General features: G+C 46.9%; 15 protein-coding genes. 14 read left to right on the plus strand and 1 reads right to left on the minus strand.

Annotated features, from left to right (window positions below):
- Window positions 1–141 precede the first annotated feature (141 nt).
- Window positions 142–1,608 carry a dihydrolipoyl dehydrogenase family protein gene (locus UWK_RS06690; protein ID WP_015403598.1) on the plus strand — a complete coding sequence of 489 codons (1,467 nt, stop codon included), beginning with the start codon at window positions 142–144 and terminating at the stop codon, window positions 1,606–1,608.
- Window positions 1,609–1,624: 16 nt separating this feature from the next.
- Complete coding sequence (locus UWK_RS06695) at window positions 1,625–2,320, plus strand: TVP38/TMEM64 family protein (RefSeq protein ID WP_015403599.1); 696 nt, start codon at window positions 1,625–1,627, stop codon at window positions 2,318–2,320.
- A gap of 88 nt (window positions 2,321–2,408) precedes the next feature.
- On the opposite strand, the gene UWK_RS06700 is transcribed toward UWK_RS06695, so the two are convergent.
- Window positions 2,409–2,975 (minus strand): phosphoribosyltransferase, encoded by a 567-nt coding sequence (locus tag UWK_RS06700; protein WP_015403600.1) that lies wholly within the window; start codon window positions 2,973–2,975, stop codon window positions 2,409–2,411.
- Between the two features lie 160 nt (window positions 2,976–3,135).
- Here UWK_RS06700 and UWK_RS06705 point away from each other — a divergent pair, with 160 nt between their 5' ends.
- The 12 genes from UWK_RS06705 to UWK_RS06765 all read left to right on the plus strand — a co-directional run bounded on the left by UWK_RS06705 (window position 3,136) and on the right by UWK_RS06765 (window position 18,459).
- Window positions 3,136–3,708 (plus strand): phosphoribosyltransferase, encoded by a 573-nt coding sequence (locus UWK_RS06705; protein WP_015403601.1) that lies wholly within the window; start codon window positions 3,136–3,138, stop codon window positions 3,706–3,708.
- A gap of 8 nt (window positions 3,709–3,716) precedes the next feature.
- Window positions 3,717–4,688 carry a hypothetical protein gene (locus UWK_RS06710; protein WP_015403602.1) on the plus strand — a complete coding sequence of 324 codons (972 nt, stop codon included), beginning with the start codon at window positions 3,717–3,719 and terminating at the stop codon, window positions 4,686–4,688.
- A gap of 7 nt (window positions 4,689–4,695) precedes the next feature.
- Window positions 4,696–6,534: an asparagine synthase-related protein gene (locus tag UWK_RS06715; RefSeq protein WP_015403603.1), complete on the plus strand. Its 1,839-nt coding sequence runs from the start codon at window positions 4,696–4,698 to the stop codon at window positions 6,532–6,534.
- 500 nt (window positions 6,535–7,034) lie between these two features.
- Entirely contained in the window at window positions 7,035–7,367 is a 333-nt protein-coding gene (locus tag UWK_RS06720; RefSeq protein ID WP_015403604.1) for a hypothetical protein, read from the plus strand.
- A gap of 192 nt (window positions 7,368–7,559) precedes the next feature.
- On the plus strand, window positions 7,560–7,772 hold the full coding sequence (locus UWK_RS18930; RefSeq protein WP_083907225.1) for a hypothetical protein: 213 nt from the start codon (window positions 7,560–7,562) through the stop codon (window positions 7,770–7,772).
- Between the two features lie 368 nt (window positions 7,773–8,140).
- On the plus strand, window positions 8,141–8,497 hold the full coding sequence (locus UWK_RS06735) for an STAS domain-containing protein (RefSeq protein WP_015403606.1): 357 nt from the start codon (window positions 8,141–8,143) through the stop codon (window positions 8,495–8,497).
- Window positions 8,494–8,937: an ATP-binding protein gene (locus UWK_RS06740; RefSeq protein ID WP_015403607.1), complete on the plus strand. Its 444-nt coding sequence runs from the start codon at window positions 8,494–8,496 to the stop codon at window positions 8,935–8,937. Before UWK_RS06735 ends, UWK_RS06740 begins: the two co-directional genes overlap by 4 nt.
- On the plus strand, window positions 8,934–11,225 hold the full coding sequence (bcsA, locus tag UWK_RS06745) for a UDP-forming cellulose synthase catalytic subunit (protein ID WP_015403608.1): 2,292 nt from the start codon (window positions 8,934–8,936) through the stop codon (window positions 11,223–11,225). Before UWK_RS06740 ends, bcsA begins: the two co-directional genes overlap by 4 nt.
- Window positions 11,174–13,414: a cellulose biosynthesis cyclic di-GMP-binding regulatory protein BcsB gene (locus UWK_RS06750; protein ID WP_015403609.1), complete on the plus strand. Its 2,241-nt coding sequence runs from the start codon at window positions 11,174–11,176 to the stop codon at window positions 13,412–13,414. Before bcsA ends, UWK_RS06750 begins: the two co-directional genes overlap by 52 nt.
- Window positions 13,414–14,550, plus strand: coding sequence for a glycosyl hydrolase family 8 (locus UWK_RS06755; protein WP_015403610.1), 1,137 nt, complete (start codon window positions 13,414–13,416; stop codon window positions 14,548–14,550). Before UWK_RS06750 ends, UWK_RS06755 begins: the two co-directional genes overlap by 1 nt.
- The gene (locus UWK_RS06760) at window positions 14,456–17,245 is read left to right on the plus strand and encodes a cellulose synthase subunit BcsC-related outer membrane protein (protein WP_083907228.1); all 2,790 of its coding nucleotides are present in this window, start codon (window positions 14,456–14,458) and stop codon (window positions 17,243–17,245) included. The genes UWK_RS06755 and UWK_RS06760 overlap by 95 nt, the downstream gene beginning before the upstream one ends.
- Entirely contained in the window at window positions 17,242–18,459 is a 1,218-nt protein-coding gene (locus UWK_RS06765; RefSeq protein ID WP_015403612.1) for a PP2C family protein-serine/threonine phosphatase, read from the plus strand. The genes UWK_RS06760 and UWK_RS06765 overlap by 4 nt, the downstream gene beginning before the upstream one ends.
- Window positions 18,460–18,481 lie beyond the last annotated feature (22 nt).

An 18,481-nucleotide genomic window follows, 5' to 3' on the forward strand; every position in this document is an offset into this window, starting at 1 on the left:
TGTCTGTGTCAAAGGTAGGTAAAGTGTAAAAGAACCAGAAGCGTGAGGTTTTAGCTGTTTATATTGACAGACTTTCCAGAAACACTTGTTGCAAGGGGACAATAGGTGTTGCTGGACCCTTCATGCTCACAAGGATAAGAAATGACAAAATATGATTATGATATTGCTGTGATTGGTGGTGGTGCAGCGGGACTGACCGTTAGTGCGGGAGCAGCTCAACTCGGGGCTAAAACACTCATCATTGAAAAAGAATCGGCCCTGGGAGGTGACTGCCTTCATTATGGTTGTGTGCCCTCAAAAACCCTGGTCAAATCGGCACATGTATATCACACCATGCAGCGGGCCACAGATTTTGGTTTGCCGGGAATCGAATTGCCACCCGTTGATTTCACAAAAGTTGCGGCCCGTATCAAATCCGTGATAGAAAAGATTCAAGTCCATGATTCGGTGGAGAGATTCTGTAAACTGGGAGCTAAGGTGGAATTTGGTGCGCCCAGGTTTGTTGATGAGCATGCGGTGGAACTCAACGGTAAAAGGGTCTCTGCCAAACACTGGGTGGTGGCCACGGGTTCCTCATCGTCAACGCCTCCCTTTCCTGGCCTTGAGAGTACGCCCTATATAACCAATAAGGAAATCTTCTCCCTGGCCTCTCTGCCAAAATCGCTCATTGTTTTGGGTGCAGGTCCCATTGCAGTTGAGATGGCCCAGGCTTTTTCCCGATTGGGAAGCGAAGTGACCGTGATCCAGCGTTCAGACCAGATCCTCAGTAAAGAAGATAAGGATATGGCAGATATTGCCATGGTAGCCATGAAGGATGAGGGCGTTCGTTTTTATCTGGGAGCCAGTATCAAACAGATAAAAGATCTGGGTAATGAACGACAGGTTGAAATCACCGATGCCAATGGAGAGGATGTGACTCTCAAAGCATCGACGCTTCTGGTGGCTCTCGGGCGGCAACCTAACATAGAAGGTCTTGGTCTTGAAGAGATAGGAGTTGAAATGACCAGGAAAGGGATTGTGGTGGACAACCGTATCCGCACTAACCATTCACATATCTATGCTCCCGGCGATATTAATGGTGCTTACCAATTCACTCATGCTGCAGGATATGAAGGGGGCATTGTGGTGAGCAATGCTATTTTTCATCTACCACGTAAGGCCGATTATACCTGGATGCCATGGGCCACTTATTGTGATCCGGAACTTGCATCCATTGGCATGAATGAAAAGGCAGCTAAGGCAGCTGGAATCGACTACCAGATCTGGACGGAGAACTTTGCAGATAATGATCGGGCTCTGGCTGAAGATGAGGGCCGTGGCAGGATCAAAATGATACTCGATGCTTCTGAAAAACCACTTGGTGTTCAGATAGTTGGTCCTAGAGCCGGAGATCTGCTGGGTGAATGGATTGCCATCTTAAACGGCAAGGTGAAGCTCTCGACACTTGCGGGTGCCATCCATCCTTATCCGACTCTGGTGGAGATCAACAAGCGGGTTGCGGGAACATACTTTTCGCCTAAGATCTTTTCACCAACCATCAAAAAAGGATTAAAATTCTTCTTTAATCTCAAAGGAGCCGCCTGCGATCCATCATCGGATATCCGTTGAGAGGAGGAGAGGATTTATGAATACAAACCTCATTAAGAAAATAGCAATGGTGGTTGCAGGAGCTGTTCTGGTGGCCATTTTTTTTGGACTGGATCTCCAGCAGTATCTGACTCTTGATTATCTGAAAGAGTCCCAGGCACGTTTTGCAGATTTGTATCATGCAAAGCCAGTTCTGGTGATCGGTGCCTATATGGTGATTTATATCCTGATGACTGCGCTTTCTCTGCCGGGTGCTGTTATCCTTACTCTGGCGGGTGGGGCCCTCTTTGGGTTTGTCACAGGGCTTATTGTGGTCTCATTTGCCTCTACCATAGGTGCTACCCTTGCCTGTTTTGTGGCTCGTTTTGTACTACGTGACTGGGTGCAGAAAAAGTTTGGAGACAAACTCGGCACTATTAATGAAGGGATTGCCAGAGAAGGAGCCTTTTACCTCTTTACTCTGCGTCTGATCCCGGTTTTTCCCTTCTTTGTTATTAATCTGGTTATGGGGTTGACCAGAATGTCGCTCCTCACTTTTTACTGGGTCTCTCAAATTGGGATGCTGGCCGGGACGGCTGTCTTTGTTAATGCCGGAAAGGAATTGGCTAAAATTGACTCGTTGTCAGGGATCCTCTCTCCGGGGGTGCTCGGTTCCTTTGTTATTCTTGGGTTGTTTCCTTTAGTTGTTAAAAAAGTGGTTACCTTTATCCAAGGGAGAAAAAATGAAACATAAACCAGGAAATGACTCTATAATTTGGTTCGAAGAGTATGGAGACAGGCTGTGCCGATGGTCAGAGTACATGTCAACGACGCTGATGCTTTCAGCTTTTAGGTAAATAATTTTTCATGATTTCATAAATAGCAGGTCGATTTTCCCGTATCTCATCCGCGCTCAAACCTTCCAGTGAATGAGGGTATTTAAGCCAGTCTGCGGTTTCGTGTACAGTATAATCCGGTGCCTTGCCTGTCTGATTACGAGATGGCTTGTAATAGGGTACGGCAATGCGGATATCTTCAGGAGTGTTTAAGCGTAATCTGCGTTGTAATTCATTGATAATGGCTTCAACCGAGCGGCCCGTGTCAAAGACATCGTCTACAATCAAGAGCCGATCGCTGTGTTGAAGGTTTTTTACCAGATAGTTGAGTCCAAACAGCTTTATTTCACGTGTTTTATTGTCAATCCCACTGTAGGAGGAGGTACGGATTGCGATATTGTCAGATACTATGCCGTGAAAAGCCAGAAACTCCTGAACGGCGATACCTATGGGGACCCCGCCACGCCATACGGCGATGATAAACGTGGGCCGAAAGCCACTATCAAGGATCTGACGACCAAGCTTAAAGGAATCTTCCAGCAGACCCTGGGCGGTGAGGTAGACTTTATCCATTGCTAACCTTAAAGTTTTCTTATCGAAGGCTCATTCATCCTGTAACCACTGTAAATATCTATTTTATACAAGTAATGTTCTAAAAAGGGTATCTTAAAAGCCATGATTCTACTGTGTAATAACGAACTTTTTCTGGAGAGTATTATCCAAGGGCGAATGTATGAACAAAATTTTTCTTGATGAAGAAACCCTGATTCTCGATTCCTTCAAACTGGGAGTGCAGGTTTTTGAAAGCGGCTTTCGGCCCACGTTTATCGTGGGACTGTGGCGGGGAGGCAGTTCCGTTGCCATTTATGTTCAGGAATGTCTGCAGACGCTGGGGGTGGAGACAAATCATATCTCACTTCGTACATCCTATCGCGGCCAGCCCTCTTATCAGGAGGCGGTCGCAGCGGCTAATGCTGAGATAAGGGTTCACGGTACCCAGTATCTTCTTGAAAACCTCAACGCTGACGATGCGCTGCTGCTGGTAGACGATGTCTTCAGCACCGGTAAAAGTATAGAAGCAGTCATAAACCGGTTGAGCCGTCATCTGAAACGCAATATGCCCAGGGAGGTCAAGATTGCCACTCTCTGGGATAGACCTTCTTTCAGGGAATCTGAGATAGATCCGGATTTCTACCAGCATCGAACGGAGGACTGGCTGGTTTTTCCTTACGAAATGAGTGGTCTCACAATGGATGAAATCCAGGAGCACAAACCTTTTCTTGTCCCATTCCTGCAGAATGGTTGAATAATTCAATGAATTATTGCGTCTATGGTCTGCTGCTTGAGAGTAATGTAGAGCTCTCCGGACTTCAATCTTGCAAGGCAGCAGGTGAGAAAATTGATGTAACCGCTACAATGGGGGACTTTCCGGGCGAGATAGAACGGCTTTTCCACCACTCCATGCCGCAAAGGTATTATGCTGAACCGGGATATATAGAGGGTGATCCACCCCGTCTTGTTGTAAATACTCTGGCTGATGGCCAATATTATCATTTTTCCTATGCGGTTGGGGTACAGTTTGTTTGTGATAAACTGGCAACGAGTGTATGGGGAAGGTGGCAGGATCCTTTGACCCTTATGGATGCTACCCTTTTTCTGGTGGGTCCGATTCTTGGCTTTATGCTGCGACTGCAGGGTGTTACATGTTTGCATGCAAGTGGGGTTGTTATAGAAGGACGAGCGCTGGCTATCACAGGGCCGTCGGGCAGTGGGAAATCTACCCTGGCTGCAGCATTTGCAGCGGCTGGATTTCCCATATTAAGTGATGATATCTTGCCGTTGCAGTTTGAACAGGGAAGCCCGCAGGCACTCCCGGGATATTCCCGTCTACGTCTTTATCCAAGATCTTTTAAGGGCATCACTCAATTACCCGACGATTTACCCGCTCTTTCACCACACTGGAGTAAGTGCTATCTTGACGTTGGTTCCGCTCCCTATTCATTTCACCACCTTTCCATACCCCTGCACGTTGTTTATTTTCTGGATTGGAAGAAGAGTGACGCCGCTGTTTCCCAAATAATGCCCGTAAAACCAATTTCTGCTGTGCCTCTCCTGGCTGCAAACACCTATCGCAATGAGGTACTGGATTCTGACATGAGAAAAAAAGAATTTTTTTTCCTCAGCCAGCTTGCTTCAAAAGTTACTGTAAGAACAATTCGGATGCGTGATGATCTCCATGGGATATCAAATCTTGTTGATGTGATCCGCAAGGATTTTAAGGGCTAGAAACTCTATGAGTGGTTTTGTTGCCATTATTAACACGAACGGTGCGCCCGTTGATTGCGAAATCTTGAAATGGTTAACCGATGCTCTGCATTTTCGAGGAACAGACAGGCAGAAAGTTTGGTCGGAGGGACATGTAGGGTTCGGTCATGCGCTGTATGGCACAACATTTGAATCACACTATGAGTTTCAGCCTTCCAGTCTTGATGGTGAGTTCTGGATTACTGGAACTGCGCGCATTGATGCTCGTTCCGACTTGCTCAATAAGCTTGGCCTGCAATCGGAACTCAGGCTGGATCAGATTCCGGATTCTGACCTCATCCTTTATGCATATCGTGCCTGGGGAGAAAGATGTCTTGATTATCTTCTTGGGGATTTTTCCTTTGTAATCTGGGACAAAGGGCGAAAAAAAGTCTTTTGTGCCCGTGACCAGTTTGGTATGCGTCAGCTGTATTATTCCCAAATCAGAGAATCCCTGATAATCAGCAACAGTCTCTACTGCATACAGCAACACCCCGCTGTTTCCAAAACCCTTGATGAAGGGGCTATGGCAGGATTTCTTCTCTTTGGTGACCACACCTGGCTGGATAAAGAGCTGACCGTTTATGCTGATGTCAAATCTCTCTTGCCAGCGCACTCTCTTGTCCTCAGCAGTGACGGATTTATGGTCAGGAAAAAATATTGGGATATTCCTGCCAATATACCACTACTTCGTTATCGAAACGAAAATGATTACAGAGAGCATTTTCGTGAAGTTTTTAAAAAGGCTGTTTGTGATAGAATTCGCACCGATCGTGTGGTCCTTGCAATGAGCGGTGGTATGGACTCATCCTCTATTGCAGCCATGCTCTGTGAAATTCAGAATGAGGATAACCACCCCTTCCATATCAGCCCCGTTACTGTTGTTTACAATACTGTTCATCCGTGTCGGGAACATTATTTTGCTGGTCTTGTAGCTAGAAGACTTGGGTTGTCAATTCATTATATTGATGGTGATCTGTATCCTTTCCTTGGTGAGGCTATCAATACAACACGCCCTCTTGAAATTGACCAACCGTCACTCTGGATGGATATTATGCGTCAGGAGAGTCTTCTCGGGCGGGTTGTGCTAACAGGTGCTGCGGCTGATAATCTTCTCAGCTATCCGGCCAGTCTGGCTTCCTTAAGAGCAGCAGGTAATCCATTTAAAATTGTATATGATAGTATTCAATTGCGGAAACGATATGGGAAATTTCCGGGTCTGGGAACCGGTTTGCTCAACAAATTTCGAAATATCTGGCCCATAAATGGGAGCGGCGGATCTGCCCCTTATCCCTATCCATCGTGGATAAAGAGTGAATTTGAAGAGAAAATGTGCTTGAAGGATGTTTGGGCGGAAAGATGGGCTTCTTCCGGGCGGCTGTTTGAGCTTCGTTCCAGGGCGTCTCTGCTCCATGAGTCGTTGTTGACCATGGATTGGTGTAGCGATGATAGTGTAATGAAGAACGAATTTCCACCGCCTGAAAAGCGAGATCCCTATCTCGATATACGAATGGTTGAGTTTGTACTCTCTCTTCCAGCAATTCCCTGGCTTTTCAATAAACATGTTTTGCGTTGTTCCATGAAAGGGAAATTGCCGGGCGAAGTGATAGAACGTCCCAAAACCCCTTTAGGCATGTTACAGCAGTCCTTGTTGGAATTACCAGGGACACAGTGGGTGGATGAATGGAAAGCTGTTCCAGGGCTCAAACCGTACATTGAAAGATCCAAAATACCCAGACTGGCGGGAGGCGTTCAGGGAGCAGTCTCTTCTTACATAAATCTACGACCGCTTATGTTGAACAGATGGTTGGGATGTTTGTCTATCTGATTGATAGCAAAAAGTGGTGACAGCTCAGGATGCGTGGTATGGATGTTCGCCATTGTCTCTTGGCGGACCACCTTTGTTCATTCGGGTAAGCTCTTTTACTGAGCCGAAGACTTTCAGTTTGGGGCAGTGATAGTTCTTTCTGGTTGTCTTCTCTTGTTTTTTAGGTGTTGGCTTCAAGTTTATTTCCCCATATGTGCCAGTTGGTATTCCTTCCCGTCTTCCCTTAACATATATATTAAACAAATTTGTTTTGTCAATATAGAAGAGTACAGTTCATTCTATCCGTCCCTTACAGCATATAACAGCAAAAAGGTGACAAAAGAATTGGACTTTTAATAAAAAGAACAGTACCCGTTATTGGTATTGTTTACACTGTTTTGTTATAGATAACTGATTCGTGCTATCGTCTTCTGCCTAGAAGAAGATGGTTGAATCGGCTTCAATGCAATACCTGCGCATTGCCAGAGAATCACCAGCTTTAAGGAGTGTTCAACAAGTATATGTCAGAAGACAATAAACATGATGTTGCGGCTGCAGTCACCGATATACAGCTTCTTCTTGCTGAGAAACGAACCTCTCTTGCTCTGATGCGTACAGGGATTGCAGTCCTGGCTCTTCCACTGTCAGTCTTGAGCTTACTGATTGCCACATCGAAGTATTATGAAGCTATAGATGTACTCTCTTTTCTTATACCATTGGCCATATTACTTTCTTTTCTGGTTGGCTTAGGGCTGTATCTTATCATTCGCTCCATTCGCCGTATGCATCGTAATGATGCTTTGATTCATAGAATAAAGTTGAAGTATGAAGAGATTGCAGAGTATGTGGATTGATGATATTTCGTTCATTTTTTTTCATTCTGCTGCTGTCTCTGCTGGTTGTCCCTAAGCTCTATTCTGATGAGCTGGGTAACTGGCCAGAGGAAGTCAGCGTTTCGTCTGGTACAGTTACGATCTATCAACCTCAGGTTGAATCACTAACAGGCAACCCAGAAATCAAACCGTCACAGCAGACCAAGCTATGGCATGCATGCATTCTGGTGGTGGCGGCGGACGACGTCATTAATCGTCTTAAAAAAACTGATTACCATCGAAACTCAGTTTTGCAACCCGGAGCTGTCCCGTGTCGATTATATGGGACACTATAAACCCATCCCTGGGGGCTCTGCTGCGGCCGTCCAGGCCGCAGATGCTCATATAATCAACACGAAACCACTGCTCCTCAGGCGGGTAGGCTGAGGAGCAGTGGTAATCAGGTTAAAAAATGCAGTCTGGGGTGGGAATAGTGAAATCCGGGCTGTCTGATACGTCAAATTTATCTGATTTTTTACGATTCTATTTATTACTCTTATTGGCTTTACATACTTTCTGCTATGCGGTGCTTTCAGCACTTCTTGAGATATCAGGGTCCCCTGCCGGTGTTTGCCACAAAAAAATCTCCTTCAAACTTGCTTTATGGATTGGATTTTTCCTGCCGGAATCCGGCAAAGCATCCGATAATACTGTTTGTATATTGCTTGCTCAGATGATACGCTGACCCCTGTAAAACGAGAAAAAACCGTTTTCGAAATAAGAGCGGCGTAATTTTTTTTAATTCCCTTGTAATCATGAAAATAGAAAGCAGAACAAATGGTTCGGTCCTTATTGCAACCATACTTGAAGAACGTTTTGATGCCACCTGTGCCCCCGACTTTATTGTTGTTATGAAGGAGTGGATAGCTGCCGGTAATATACAGATAATCCTCGATTTTGGCCATGTTGACTTTATGGACAGTACGGCCCTTGGTGTTGTAATTAAAAGTTTTAAATGGTTGCGACAGGCCGATAACGGAAATGGAGAACTGGGCCTTTGCAGTGTCAATGACAAGATAATGAGCCTCCTGCAGTTGACTCGAATGGATAGAGTTTTTCTCGTTTTTCCCGATAGTCAGGAAGCAATAAAAACAATAACTGAATCCAGATGAGTTCTCCTGAAAGTCACTATTTACAACTGATTATTCCAAGCGAAAAGGAGGACTCTCGCCTTATTGGCAGGGCCGTGTATTCATTTTGTCTTCATATGGGATTTGATGAGGTTCAAAGTTATCAGATTGAGTTGGCAACGGTTGAGGTTACACATAATATTGTTGGTCACGCCTATGATAATTGTCCCGACTGTGTGATCGAGCTTCATGCGCAGGGATTGGCTGACAGGATTATTTTCACCATAATTGATAACGGTAAATCTGCAGACGCTTTTGCGTTCCCTGCCTGTTGTCCCGTTGATCCGGGGAGTGCGATTGACAGGTTGCCGGAGTCTTCCATGGGACTCTATATTATAGCTTCTGTTATGGATACCGTGGAGTACGAGGTGTATGAAAATTCTAATATACTGACCATGATGAAGTATCTGCCCAAATCATGAACGTTAACGGGTTCTTTTCTCAAAAAAACTGGTTAGCTCCTGTTGTTATTGGTTGTCTGCTGCTGACCACTCCTCTATTCCTCTCAGGAGTTATCACCCGCCTTACCACCAAAGAGCAGTTTTTTTTCGCCTGGGGACTGATCTTTCTGGTTCTTGTTTTACGGAAGGTGGCCCATCATTTTTCTGTCTTTTTTGGTATCCTTATTTCCTTCTGCACTCTGTTTCTGCTGAGCCGATATTTCTTTTTTCGTCTGAGTTCGACCCTGCTTTACACCTCAACTCTGGAGTTTTTCTTTATTCTGGTTCTTTTTGCGGCGGAAATCTACGGTATGTTTATTCAGGTGATGGGGATGATCATCAATGTAATGCCTCTGTATCGACCGGCAGTGCAATCCATTGAACTTAGTGATCCCGATCTCCCCGTTGTCGATGTCCTTATTCCCACCTACAATGAGCCGGAACAGATGGTTGCCATTACCGCCAGTGCCTGTACGCTTTTTGATTATCCTCGGGAAAAACTCAACATTTATATTCTCGATGATGGAGGAACAACTCAGAAACGTAATGCTGCTGACCCGAAAAGTGCCGCCGCTGCCCTCGTTCGTCACGAAACCCTCAAGGTGCTGGCTGAATATCTTGAAGTGAATTACCTGACCAGAGAGGAAAATATATCTGCAAAGGCAGGAAATATTAATGCCGCGCTCTACACAAGCGACGATGGTCAGCAACATCCCAGTGGAGATCTAGTCCTGGTTCTGGACTGTGATCACGTGCCCACAAGGGATTTTCTTCAGAATACGGTTGGCTACTTTTTGAAAGATCCGAAGCTGTTTCTGGTACAGACTCCGCATTTCTTTATTAACCCTGACCCGGTGGAAAAGAATCTCGATACCTTCAATAAGATTCCGGGAGATAATGTGATGTTTTACGGGAAGGTACTTCCCGGACTTGATTTATGGAATGCGGCGTTTTTTTGCGGTTCTGCCGCTGTGCTCCGCAGAAGCTGTCTCGATGAAGTTGGAGGTATCGTAGGGGAAACCATCACCGAAGATGCGGAAACTGCTTTGACCATGCATGGTCGGGGGTACAATTCTGTCTATGTTGGCAAACCAATGGTTTGCGGACTCTGTCCAGAAACTTTTGAGGACTTTATAATTCAGCGAAACAGATGGGCTCAGGGGATGGCTCAGATTTTGTTGCTTAAGAATCCTCTTTTTGCCCGTGGACTCAGTCTGATTCAGCGACTTTGTTATCTGAACTCTGCCGGATTCTGGTTTTTCAGTTTTTCCAGGCTGATGTTTATGCTGGCCCCGTTTTTTTATCTTTATGGAGATCTGCAGATATATCATGCAACCCTGTTACAGTGTCTGGCCTATCCCATCCCGTACATGATTTTGTCCATGATTGTGACAAATTTCATGTACGGTGCAGTGCGGCATCCGTTCTTTTCAGAGCTCTATGAAACTGCCATGAGTTTTTATAATGTCCCGGCAATTTTGAGTGTTTTGCGTAATCCCCGTTCTCCTCAGTTTAAGGTAACTCCAAAGGACACCAGCCTTGCCGAGGATTCGGTCAGCCCGCTGGCGACTCCCTTTTACATAATGCTTGGGCTTTTTGCCGCCATGTATCCGGTTGCCATGTATAGGGCCGTCACTAATCCACAGTTTCTTGGTTCCATTATTATCTGTACTGTCTGGGGCACTTTTAATTTTCTTCTTTTGCTCCTCTGTCTCGGGGTGGTATGGGAAAGAAGACAGATCAGGAAAAAATACCGTATGCCCGTGAAGGAACCGATTCGTCTGAGGGTTCAAGATAGCGGACAGGACGGTTGGCTGAACGGTCTGGCCACGGATCTTTCAGAAGAAGGCATGGGAATTATCCTGGATGGAAAGAGATTAGTGTCCGAAGGGGCGATGATAGAGATCGAGACCGAAAACAGTGCTGGAAGGCACTTTTTGTTTACTGCCGAAGTTGTCAGGATAATGAAACATGGGAATGGGGTCCAGCTGGGTTGCCAGTATCAATTTGAAGATGAGGAAAGTTTTCTTGCTATCACTAACTATCTGTATGGTGAAAGTGACAGGTGGGAGAAGTTATGGAAAGGGCGTCAGCACAAGGTACCCATTGTTGCCGGGTTCTTCTTTGTTCTGAAACTTGGTTTTACGGGAACGTATCACCACTTCATAGGGTTGGCTCGAATTTTTTGGAAAAAATTACATATATATCAGGAGAAGATATGGAGCAGGTTTGTTGCAAAAAAAACAAAACGTTCTGGTTGTTCCTATTAGCCGGGAGCCTTTTGTCTGTCCTGTTGCTCAGGACCGTTCCTGCGTACTGCCAGGAGCAGCTCAGGATTCCTCTAACCAAGTTTAACGCACCGGGAATTGTAAAACTCACCAATAGCGACGATAGCTATAGTCTTAAAATTGCAACACCAAAGCGCTGGCAGGTTGAGGATGCAAGCCTGGAGCTTGCTTATGTCAACTCAACGGCCCTTTTGCCCACCCGTTCCCGTCTGGTTATCCTTTTTAACGACTATCCCCTGGCCCAGGTGACTCTGGAAGCAGACGCTCCAGAAGGGCTTATTACCGTAGCCATACCTGGCCGTCTCTTTAAGGTAGGCTATAACGACTTGAAGATTCAAGTGGCACAGGCGTTTAAAGAGGATGGTTGTATTCCCTCAAACCCGCCTGAGGTGTGGACAACTCTAGAGTTTATTGATTCAACCCTTGAATTTTTCTATACCCGAAAAGAAGTACCTTTGAGCCTGGCATCCGTTGCAGATTTCCTCTTTGATCCGAAAATAAGCGAGAAGAATAAAGTCCATATTGTGACGGAAACCACCGAAAACAGAGATGTATCCCTGGCAGCCTTAACTGCTGCTGCCGTTGCCCTGCGTTTTGATTATCGTCCTGTACAGTTTTCCACTGGGCAGGCGTTGTTGCCGGGGAGAGATAACATCGTTATTGGTAAGCGTTCATTTCTCCAAAAAATTACAGGAAGTGAGACCGTTCAAGGAGATATGGGAATATTTCCCATGCCAGAGGGGGATGGTACCATAGATCGTTTACATGGACTGATCTATCTGGGGGGAGGGGATGCTGAGGAAATTCGACAAAGTGTTGAAGCTTTTTCCATTCTTTCCCTGCCACTGCCAAATGTGCAGTTCTGTGATATCACTGAGGTTCGGTTACCCCCGATTTCTTCCTATTCGGGGAAAAACAGGCTTGCTCCTGAAAAACGCTATACCTTCCGAGAGCTTGGGTTGGCGACGACAACATTTCGTGGACAGCACACCGATCCAGTGTCGGTCCAATTTACCCTGCCCACAAATTTTTTACTTGAGGGGAATCGGGATATTCTCCTTCGCCTGGATTTTTCCTATGGAGCTGCTCTGCGTGAAGATTCTGTATTCTCCCTGGCGGTAAATGGAAAGTTTGTCTCTTCAATTCCTCTCAGCTCGCCGACGGGGGGGCAGTATCAGGGGTATACCGTTCGTTTGCCTCTCAGCTATTTTAGACCTGGCAGTAATGTCTTTCAGCTTGATGCCGTCATGACACCGCTGCATACGACAGCCTGTGAGGCGCTGCAAACCGACCATCTGGCCTTGACACTTTTTGAGAGCTCAACAATTCAGGTGCCAGAAATGTTCCAGTGGGTCAAGCTGCCCCAGCTCAGTTATCTCTTTAATGATGGCTTTCCTCTTACCGCTGCTCCGGATTTCTCGCAAACCAGTGTAGTACTGGCACAGAGAGATGAAAGAATTCTGGCAGCAGCGCTCAATGTTATTGCAGGAATAGTTCAGAAGACAGGGGTGTTACCCTATGGCCTGACAGTTACCGATGCAGTATCAGAAAGTGAGGCCAACAATCTTCTGGTCATTGGTTCACGGGAAGGTTTAGGTGAAAATATTCTCCATGCCTCTCCACTGGCAAAGAATATTACACTGCCTGTTCATGGCAGGTTACCTGGAACTCTGCGTGTTGTAGATTGGAAGGACAGGTTGTGGCAAATGCTGTTTGATGAAGTGCCTGAACCTGGCACCATTGCACCTGATATAGCTACTCTGGGGACTGATATTCGATTCAGACCGCAACAGGCTGTCCTCTGTGAGTTCGAGTCACCATTCAGTCCCATGAAGAGCGTGGTACTGCTCATTGCTGAAGATCCTGATGATGTCCTTCAGGCCTCCCTGCTGCTGCAGGAAAATGAGGTGGCTCAGCAATGTGATAACGGCTTTGTTGTCATCGATTTTGATGGTAGAAAACCGGTGGTGCAGCAGGCTGACCTGATTCCATCCTATTCCGTAGGCGAGATAACAGCCTACAACCGCATAAGCTATCTTATAGACAAGTACCGTTGGTCTTTTATTGCGCTTCTTACCGGTCTGCTGGCTTTTATATCCCTGGGCTTAACGATTCTTTTGAAAAGACGACGTCGCAATCGACTACAGGCGATGAACATGGAAGAGGAATAATGTTCTGTTGCAGACTCACTGTCTTTCTGCCCATGTTACTCTTTCTCTGTTGCCTGCGTCCAGTTTGCGCTGCGGAACCGGGCACGTGGGCAGGTTTTAAGGAAGAATTTATCACCGCCGAGGGACGGGTGATTGATCGTCATCAACAAGGCATCAGTCATTCCGAAGGACAGGGCTACAGTATGCTCCTGGCAGTAGCATTTGACGATCGTAAAACATTTTCTCTGCTCTGGCAGTGGACGAAAGGTCATCTTCAGGTAAGAAAGACGGATGCTCTCAGCGCCTGGAGCTGGGGAAAATTACCCAACGGAGCGATGGCACCCATCGATTTTAACAATGCCAGTGATGGGGATATCTGCATCGCATGGGCACTTTTGCTGGCCAGGGAGAAATGGAACCTGCCGACTCTGCAGGATGAAGCGAGCAGGATACTGTCAAGTATTCGGAGCTATCTGTTGCTGGAAAAATTTGGCAAGACGCTGCTTCTTCCAGGGTATTATGGATTTGCGCATACCGATACGGTGACAGTCAATCCTTCCTATCTGGTTCTTCCTGCCTTCAAGGTGTTTGGCAGATACGGGGACAGGGTTCTCTGGCAGCGGGTGTATGATGAGAGCCTTTCATTATTGAAAGAGACGTCCTTTGGCAGCTGGCAACTTCCTGCAGACTGGCTTTTTCTGAGTGAGGATGGTGTTACGCTTCTTGCCGAAAAACCACCTCTTTTTGGCTATGAGGCCATTCGAGTGTTTCTCTGGACCTGTTGGGATGATTTCCCCGTCAGCCTTCCAGGGACAAAGATGTTAGTGGATTTGATCGAATCCAGTGGCAGGTTTCCAGTAACTGTTGACTTGAATACCGACAGCTTCAGTGAGCAGGATGCCCCTGGAGGATTCGTCGCGATAGCTGCAAACTGTGCCAGGCAACTGGATAGAAAAAAACTGGCGAAAACCTTGTGGCTGCAGGCTGAACAAAAAATCCAGCAGGAAGGGGGGATTATTATTCACAGGTTCTCTATCTTCTGGCCAGTACCCGGAGGATTCCATGAGTTGTCTGAGTGGAATCTCTTTTGTAATTGCAGGACTCTGCTGGAGTTACCTGCTTCCCGCTACGGGAATGGCTCAGACCCCACTCTCTGAAAAAAAAGTACATAATCAGGCAGCTGTTGTGTACCAGAAAGAGCAGCAATCCGTCCTGAAGTCCACAAACAGAACTGTAGTCAGGGAATCTGTTGAACAGAGTCCGGCCAGAGTATCCAGAACCCCGCAGCAGTTTCTGCGCAGTTTACCTTCTCCTTCATCAGAGGATACACAGGAGGCAGCTGCAGATCCGTTGGCAGCTGTCCTGGCCTATGGCTGGCAGGAATATGGGCTGGAGAACTATGCTCAGGCAAAAAAGTTCTTTTTACAGGCAGTTATTTCGAAAAACGTTGAAAATCGCCGTAATGCTGAATATGGCCTGATGTATAGCTATCTGAAACTCGGTGAAACAGATTCCGCTCTGCCTCTGCTGCAACATTTCGTTGCCCGGGGTGAGCAACTTGAATCGACAGCCCCGGTTCTGGCTGCACTTCTCTTTGATCGGGGAGATATTGAAGCTCTTCAGGAATTACTTCCGAAGCTCTCCCCGGCCGACCAGAAAGAGTGGCGGGAGCGAATTGTTTTTGCCCAGTTTCAAGACGCTCTGGTGGCATTGAATGAAGGCAGCAGGCAGGATGAAGTGAGGAATTTTCTCCAGCAATACAGACCCGTCCTTGAAGAGTGTCGGCAGCAGGAACAGTTTTTTCGTCTGGCTACCCTTTTTATGAAGGACAGTCCTTACCTGGCAAAGAATATCTTCGCAGATTTGAGGAAATGTTTGCCGGAGGATCATCACTGGCAGGAACGGGTTCTCCGTGAACAGTTGCAGGTAATGAGTAATAACGAGCTGTTTACAGCGGTATCGATTCCATTCGATGGAACAGTATCGGAGTCGACCTGGAAGCGCTTGCTCAAGGAAACCACGTGGCAGAGATTGGAGCAGCTTGAGCCGAAGGATCCAGTCTACGATTCTTTTGTCCAGGCACTCTACGAGTTGGATCCGAACAATCCTGAAGCGGCTTCAATGGCAGCCTGGTCCTGTTATCAGCGAGGAGAGTATGCTTGTGCCGGAGATATTTTCTCTACTCTGCTGCGCAATAATCCAACGGATGATACACTGCTCGGCCTTGCTTACACTCTGCAGAAAAAAGGTGAATCAGCTGAAGCCCTGTACCTGCTCGATCAGCATTCCGACAGGAAAAGTGAACTCCTCAATCAACTCCGCTATGATCTTCATGCAACTCTGGGGGGAAATTTTTATCTGAGCAAAGACTATGAGAAAGCAGTCGTGCACCTGGAGCTGGCTCTGATCCAGCGGCCAGAGAACGTGGACCTTGAGCAGATGCTCCTCTGGAGTCGCTTTCATCTGGGGGAGAGCAAGCCATTAGTGGAGTTTCTCTGGCAGCAGTATGAACAGGATGAGGCGGCCGATACGGCAATATCACTTTCTCATGTGCTTGGAGTTATAGAGGATCCTGAGTTTACAAAAGAGGTGATGGCACGTTTTGCAGAATCAGAGAAAGCAGAGGTACGGAAAGTAGCTGGAGAGTACGCTTTTCGGCAGAACCATCCGGTACTGGCGGACCAGATTTATCAGGGGCCGGGACCCTATGCTGGAAGTGCTGCGCCAGCACTTGATAGCTTGTTTCACTTTCGCAGCAAGGGGGGAGATGAGGGTACCTCCAGTCTCAATGCGGCAACCCTTGTTGCGAGACAAACGTTTTCCAGTCATTCCGGAAAAACCTGGTCGATTGCTATCTTCCCTCTGTCCATTGATTCTGGATCCCTGGCGGCAGACGTTCAGGTTGGAAGTGCATTTCGCTCGCCCGATCAATCACAGGTTCGGCCAGAGCTGTGGGAGGAAGATGCTTTTGCCTTGGGATGGCGCGGTGGTTTGCAGATTGAAGGGGAGCTGGACTGGGATATTGGGATTGGTAGTACACCCCTCAATGGAGTTATTTCTCCGACTCTTGTCGGTAGGTTGCAGGGCAGTGGCTCCGATTGGGGCTTTGCCTTGGAAAGGGATTCCGTCAAGGAGTCCATGCTTTCATGGCTTGGTCAAACGGATCCGTACAGTGGACAGGCGTGGGGGAGGGTAGTAGAGACAAAGCTTGGTGGACATAAAACGATTTCTCTCAATGACTGGTGGCTGGCCGTAGAAGGACAGTATGGCTGGTATAATGGGGAGCGTGTGGAACAAAACACTTCTTTGACTGTATCGCTGAGTGGCGGGTATACCGAGGACTGGGATGATTTTGAACAGTCAACCGGACTCTTTCTCTTCGCTCGCGGCTTTGAGCGTAACTCTAATTTTTATACCTTTGGGCATGGAGGCTATTACAGCCCTGAGCAACAAATTATTGCCGGACCATTTTTTCGCTTAGTGACATCAGTAGCCACCAATTATTGGCTGGAGGCCTCCTGTTCTGCAGGCCTTAATTATCGTAAAACCGACGACGCACCCCGTTACGCCAGGCTTGGTGCTGTCAACGTTGGCGCAGAAGATCCTGGCTGGGATGATCTGCTTGGAACATACGCCGGGGAAAGTGACACCGGGCTGGGTCTGGATGCGCGGGTTCGTGGTATTCTGCCGCTATCAAATGGATGGTTTATCGGTGGAGATGCTTCAATTAATAATGTGGCTGATTTTACCCAGTGGCAGGTTGCTGTAGCGCTTCGTTATCGTTTCGGTAAAGGAATGGGGCTTGGCTTACCAGAGAGGGATCTTTCAATGTTAACAGGTCTGGTTCAATGAGTGATGTGACAGCAATAGCGGATTTTACAGATAGCAGGATTCTTGTTGTTGATGACAACCCGGTCAATAGAGAGCTTTTGGCATCAATTGTGCGAAATGCTGGTTATGGTGTTGTCACTGCTATCGGAGGCAAGGAAGCGCTGGAACTGGTAAGGCAGCATCCTTTCGACCTTATTTTGCTTGATATCGTAATGCCGGAAATGGATGGCTTTGCGGTGTGTAAGTCCCTGCAGGAGGACCTGCAAACCAGAGACGTACCTATCATAATGGTTTCTTCTCTTGATCTTTCTGAAACGAAAATTCACTGTTTTGATCTGGGTGCCATCGATTATATAACCAAACCCTTTCACAGGGGAGAAGTTCTTGCCAGAATACGCTCACAACTCGGTATTAAACACCTGACAGCCTCTCTCCAAAAGAGCAATAAGAAGCTCCAGGAGAGACAGAATGTTGTTGAGCAGGATCTGATGGCAGCAGCAGCAATTCAACGGGCATTGCTGCCGGAACGTATTCCGTTCACCGATCGCCTTCAGGTAGAATACGTCTTTACTCCCTGTGAGCGTATCGGGGGCGATATCTTCAATGTTTTTGCTCTTGATGATCATTCTGTCGGGATATACATAGTCGATGTCTGCGGCCATGGAGTACCCGCTGCGATGATTGCAACGCTGGTTTCCCAGGCCATGTCGCAGAGTGGGAATGTTATCTGTTCCTTGTTCACAGAGGATAAGTGCTCGACCATACAAAGCCCGCTACAGGTACTTGAACGGCTTGACAGGCTCTTTCCGATTGAACGTTTTGATCGTTATTTTACCATATCGTATATGGTTCTTGATCTGCGTGATGGGTCATACAGCTACAGCAGTGCCGGACATCCTCCTATTCTGCTGCAGAAAAAAAATGGAGAGGTTGTTTTTTTAGAAGCCGGTGGACCGATAATTGGTCTGGGTGAGTTCGCCCCTCGGCGGGAAGCGGATTCAGGGCAACTTACTCCTGGAGACAGACTCTTTTTTTATACCGATGGTATTATTGAACTTGAAAATGCGGTGGGAGAGATGTTCGGTGTGGAAGGGATGAAATTACTGGTGAAGCAACAGAAAGATCTCCCTCTTGGTTGCTATTCTTCAGCCATCGCTCAAGGGCTGGAAAAATTTTCCCACGGTTCTTCTGTAAATGATGATATCAGCTTACTTTGTCTTGAATATTTAGGCTAATATCTGTACTGTCAGCATCTCC

It is taken from the genome of Desulfocapsa sulfexigens DSM 10523 (assembly GCF_000341395.1).
Taxonomy (GTDB): domain Bacteria; phylum Desulfobacterota; class Desulfobulbia; order Desulfobulbales; family Desulfocapsaceae; genus Desulfocapsa; species Desulfocapsa sulfexigens.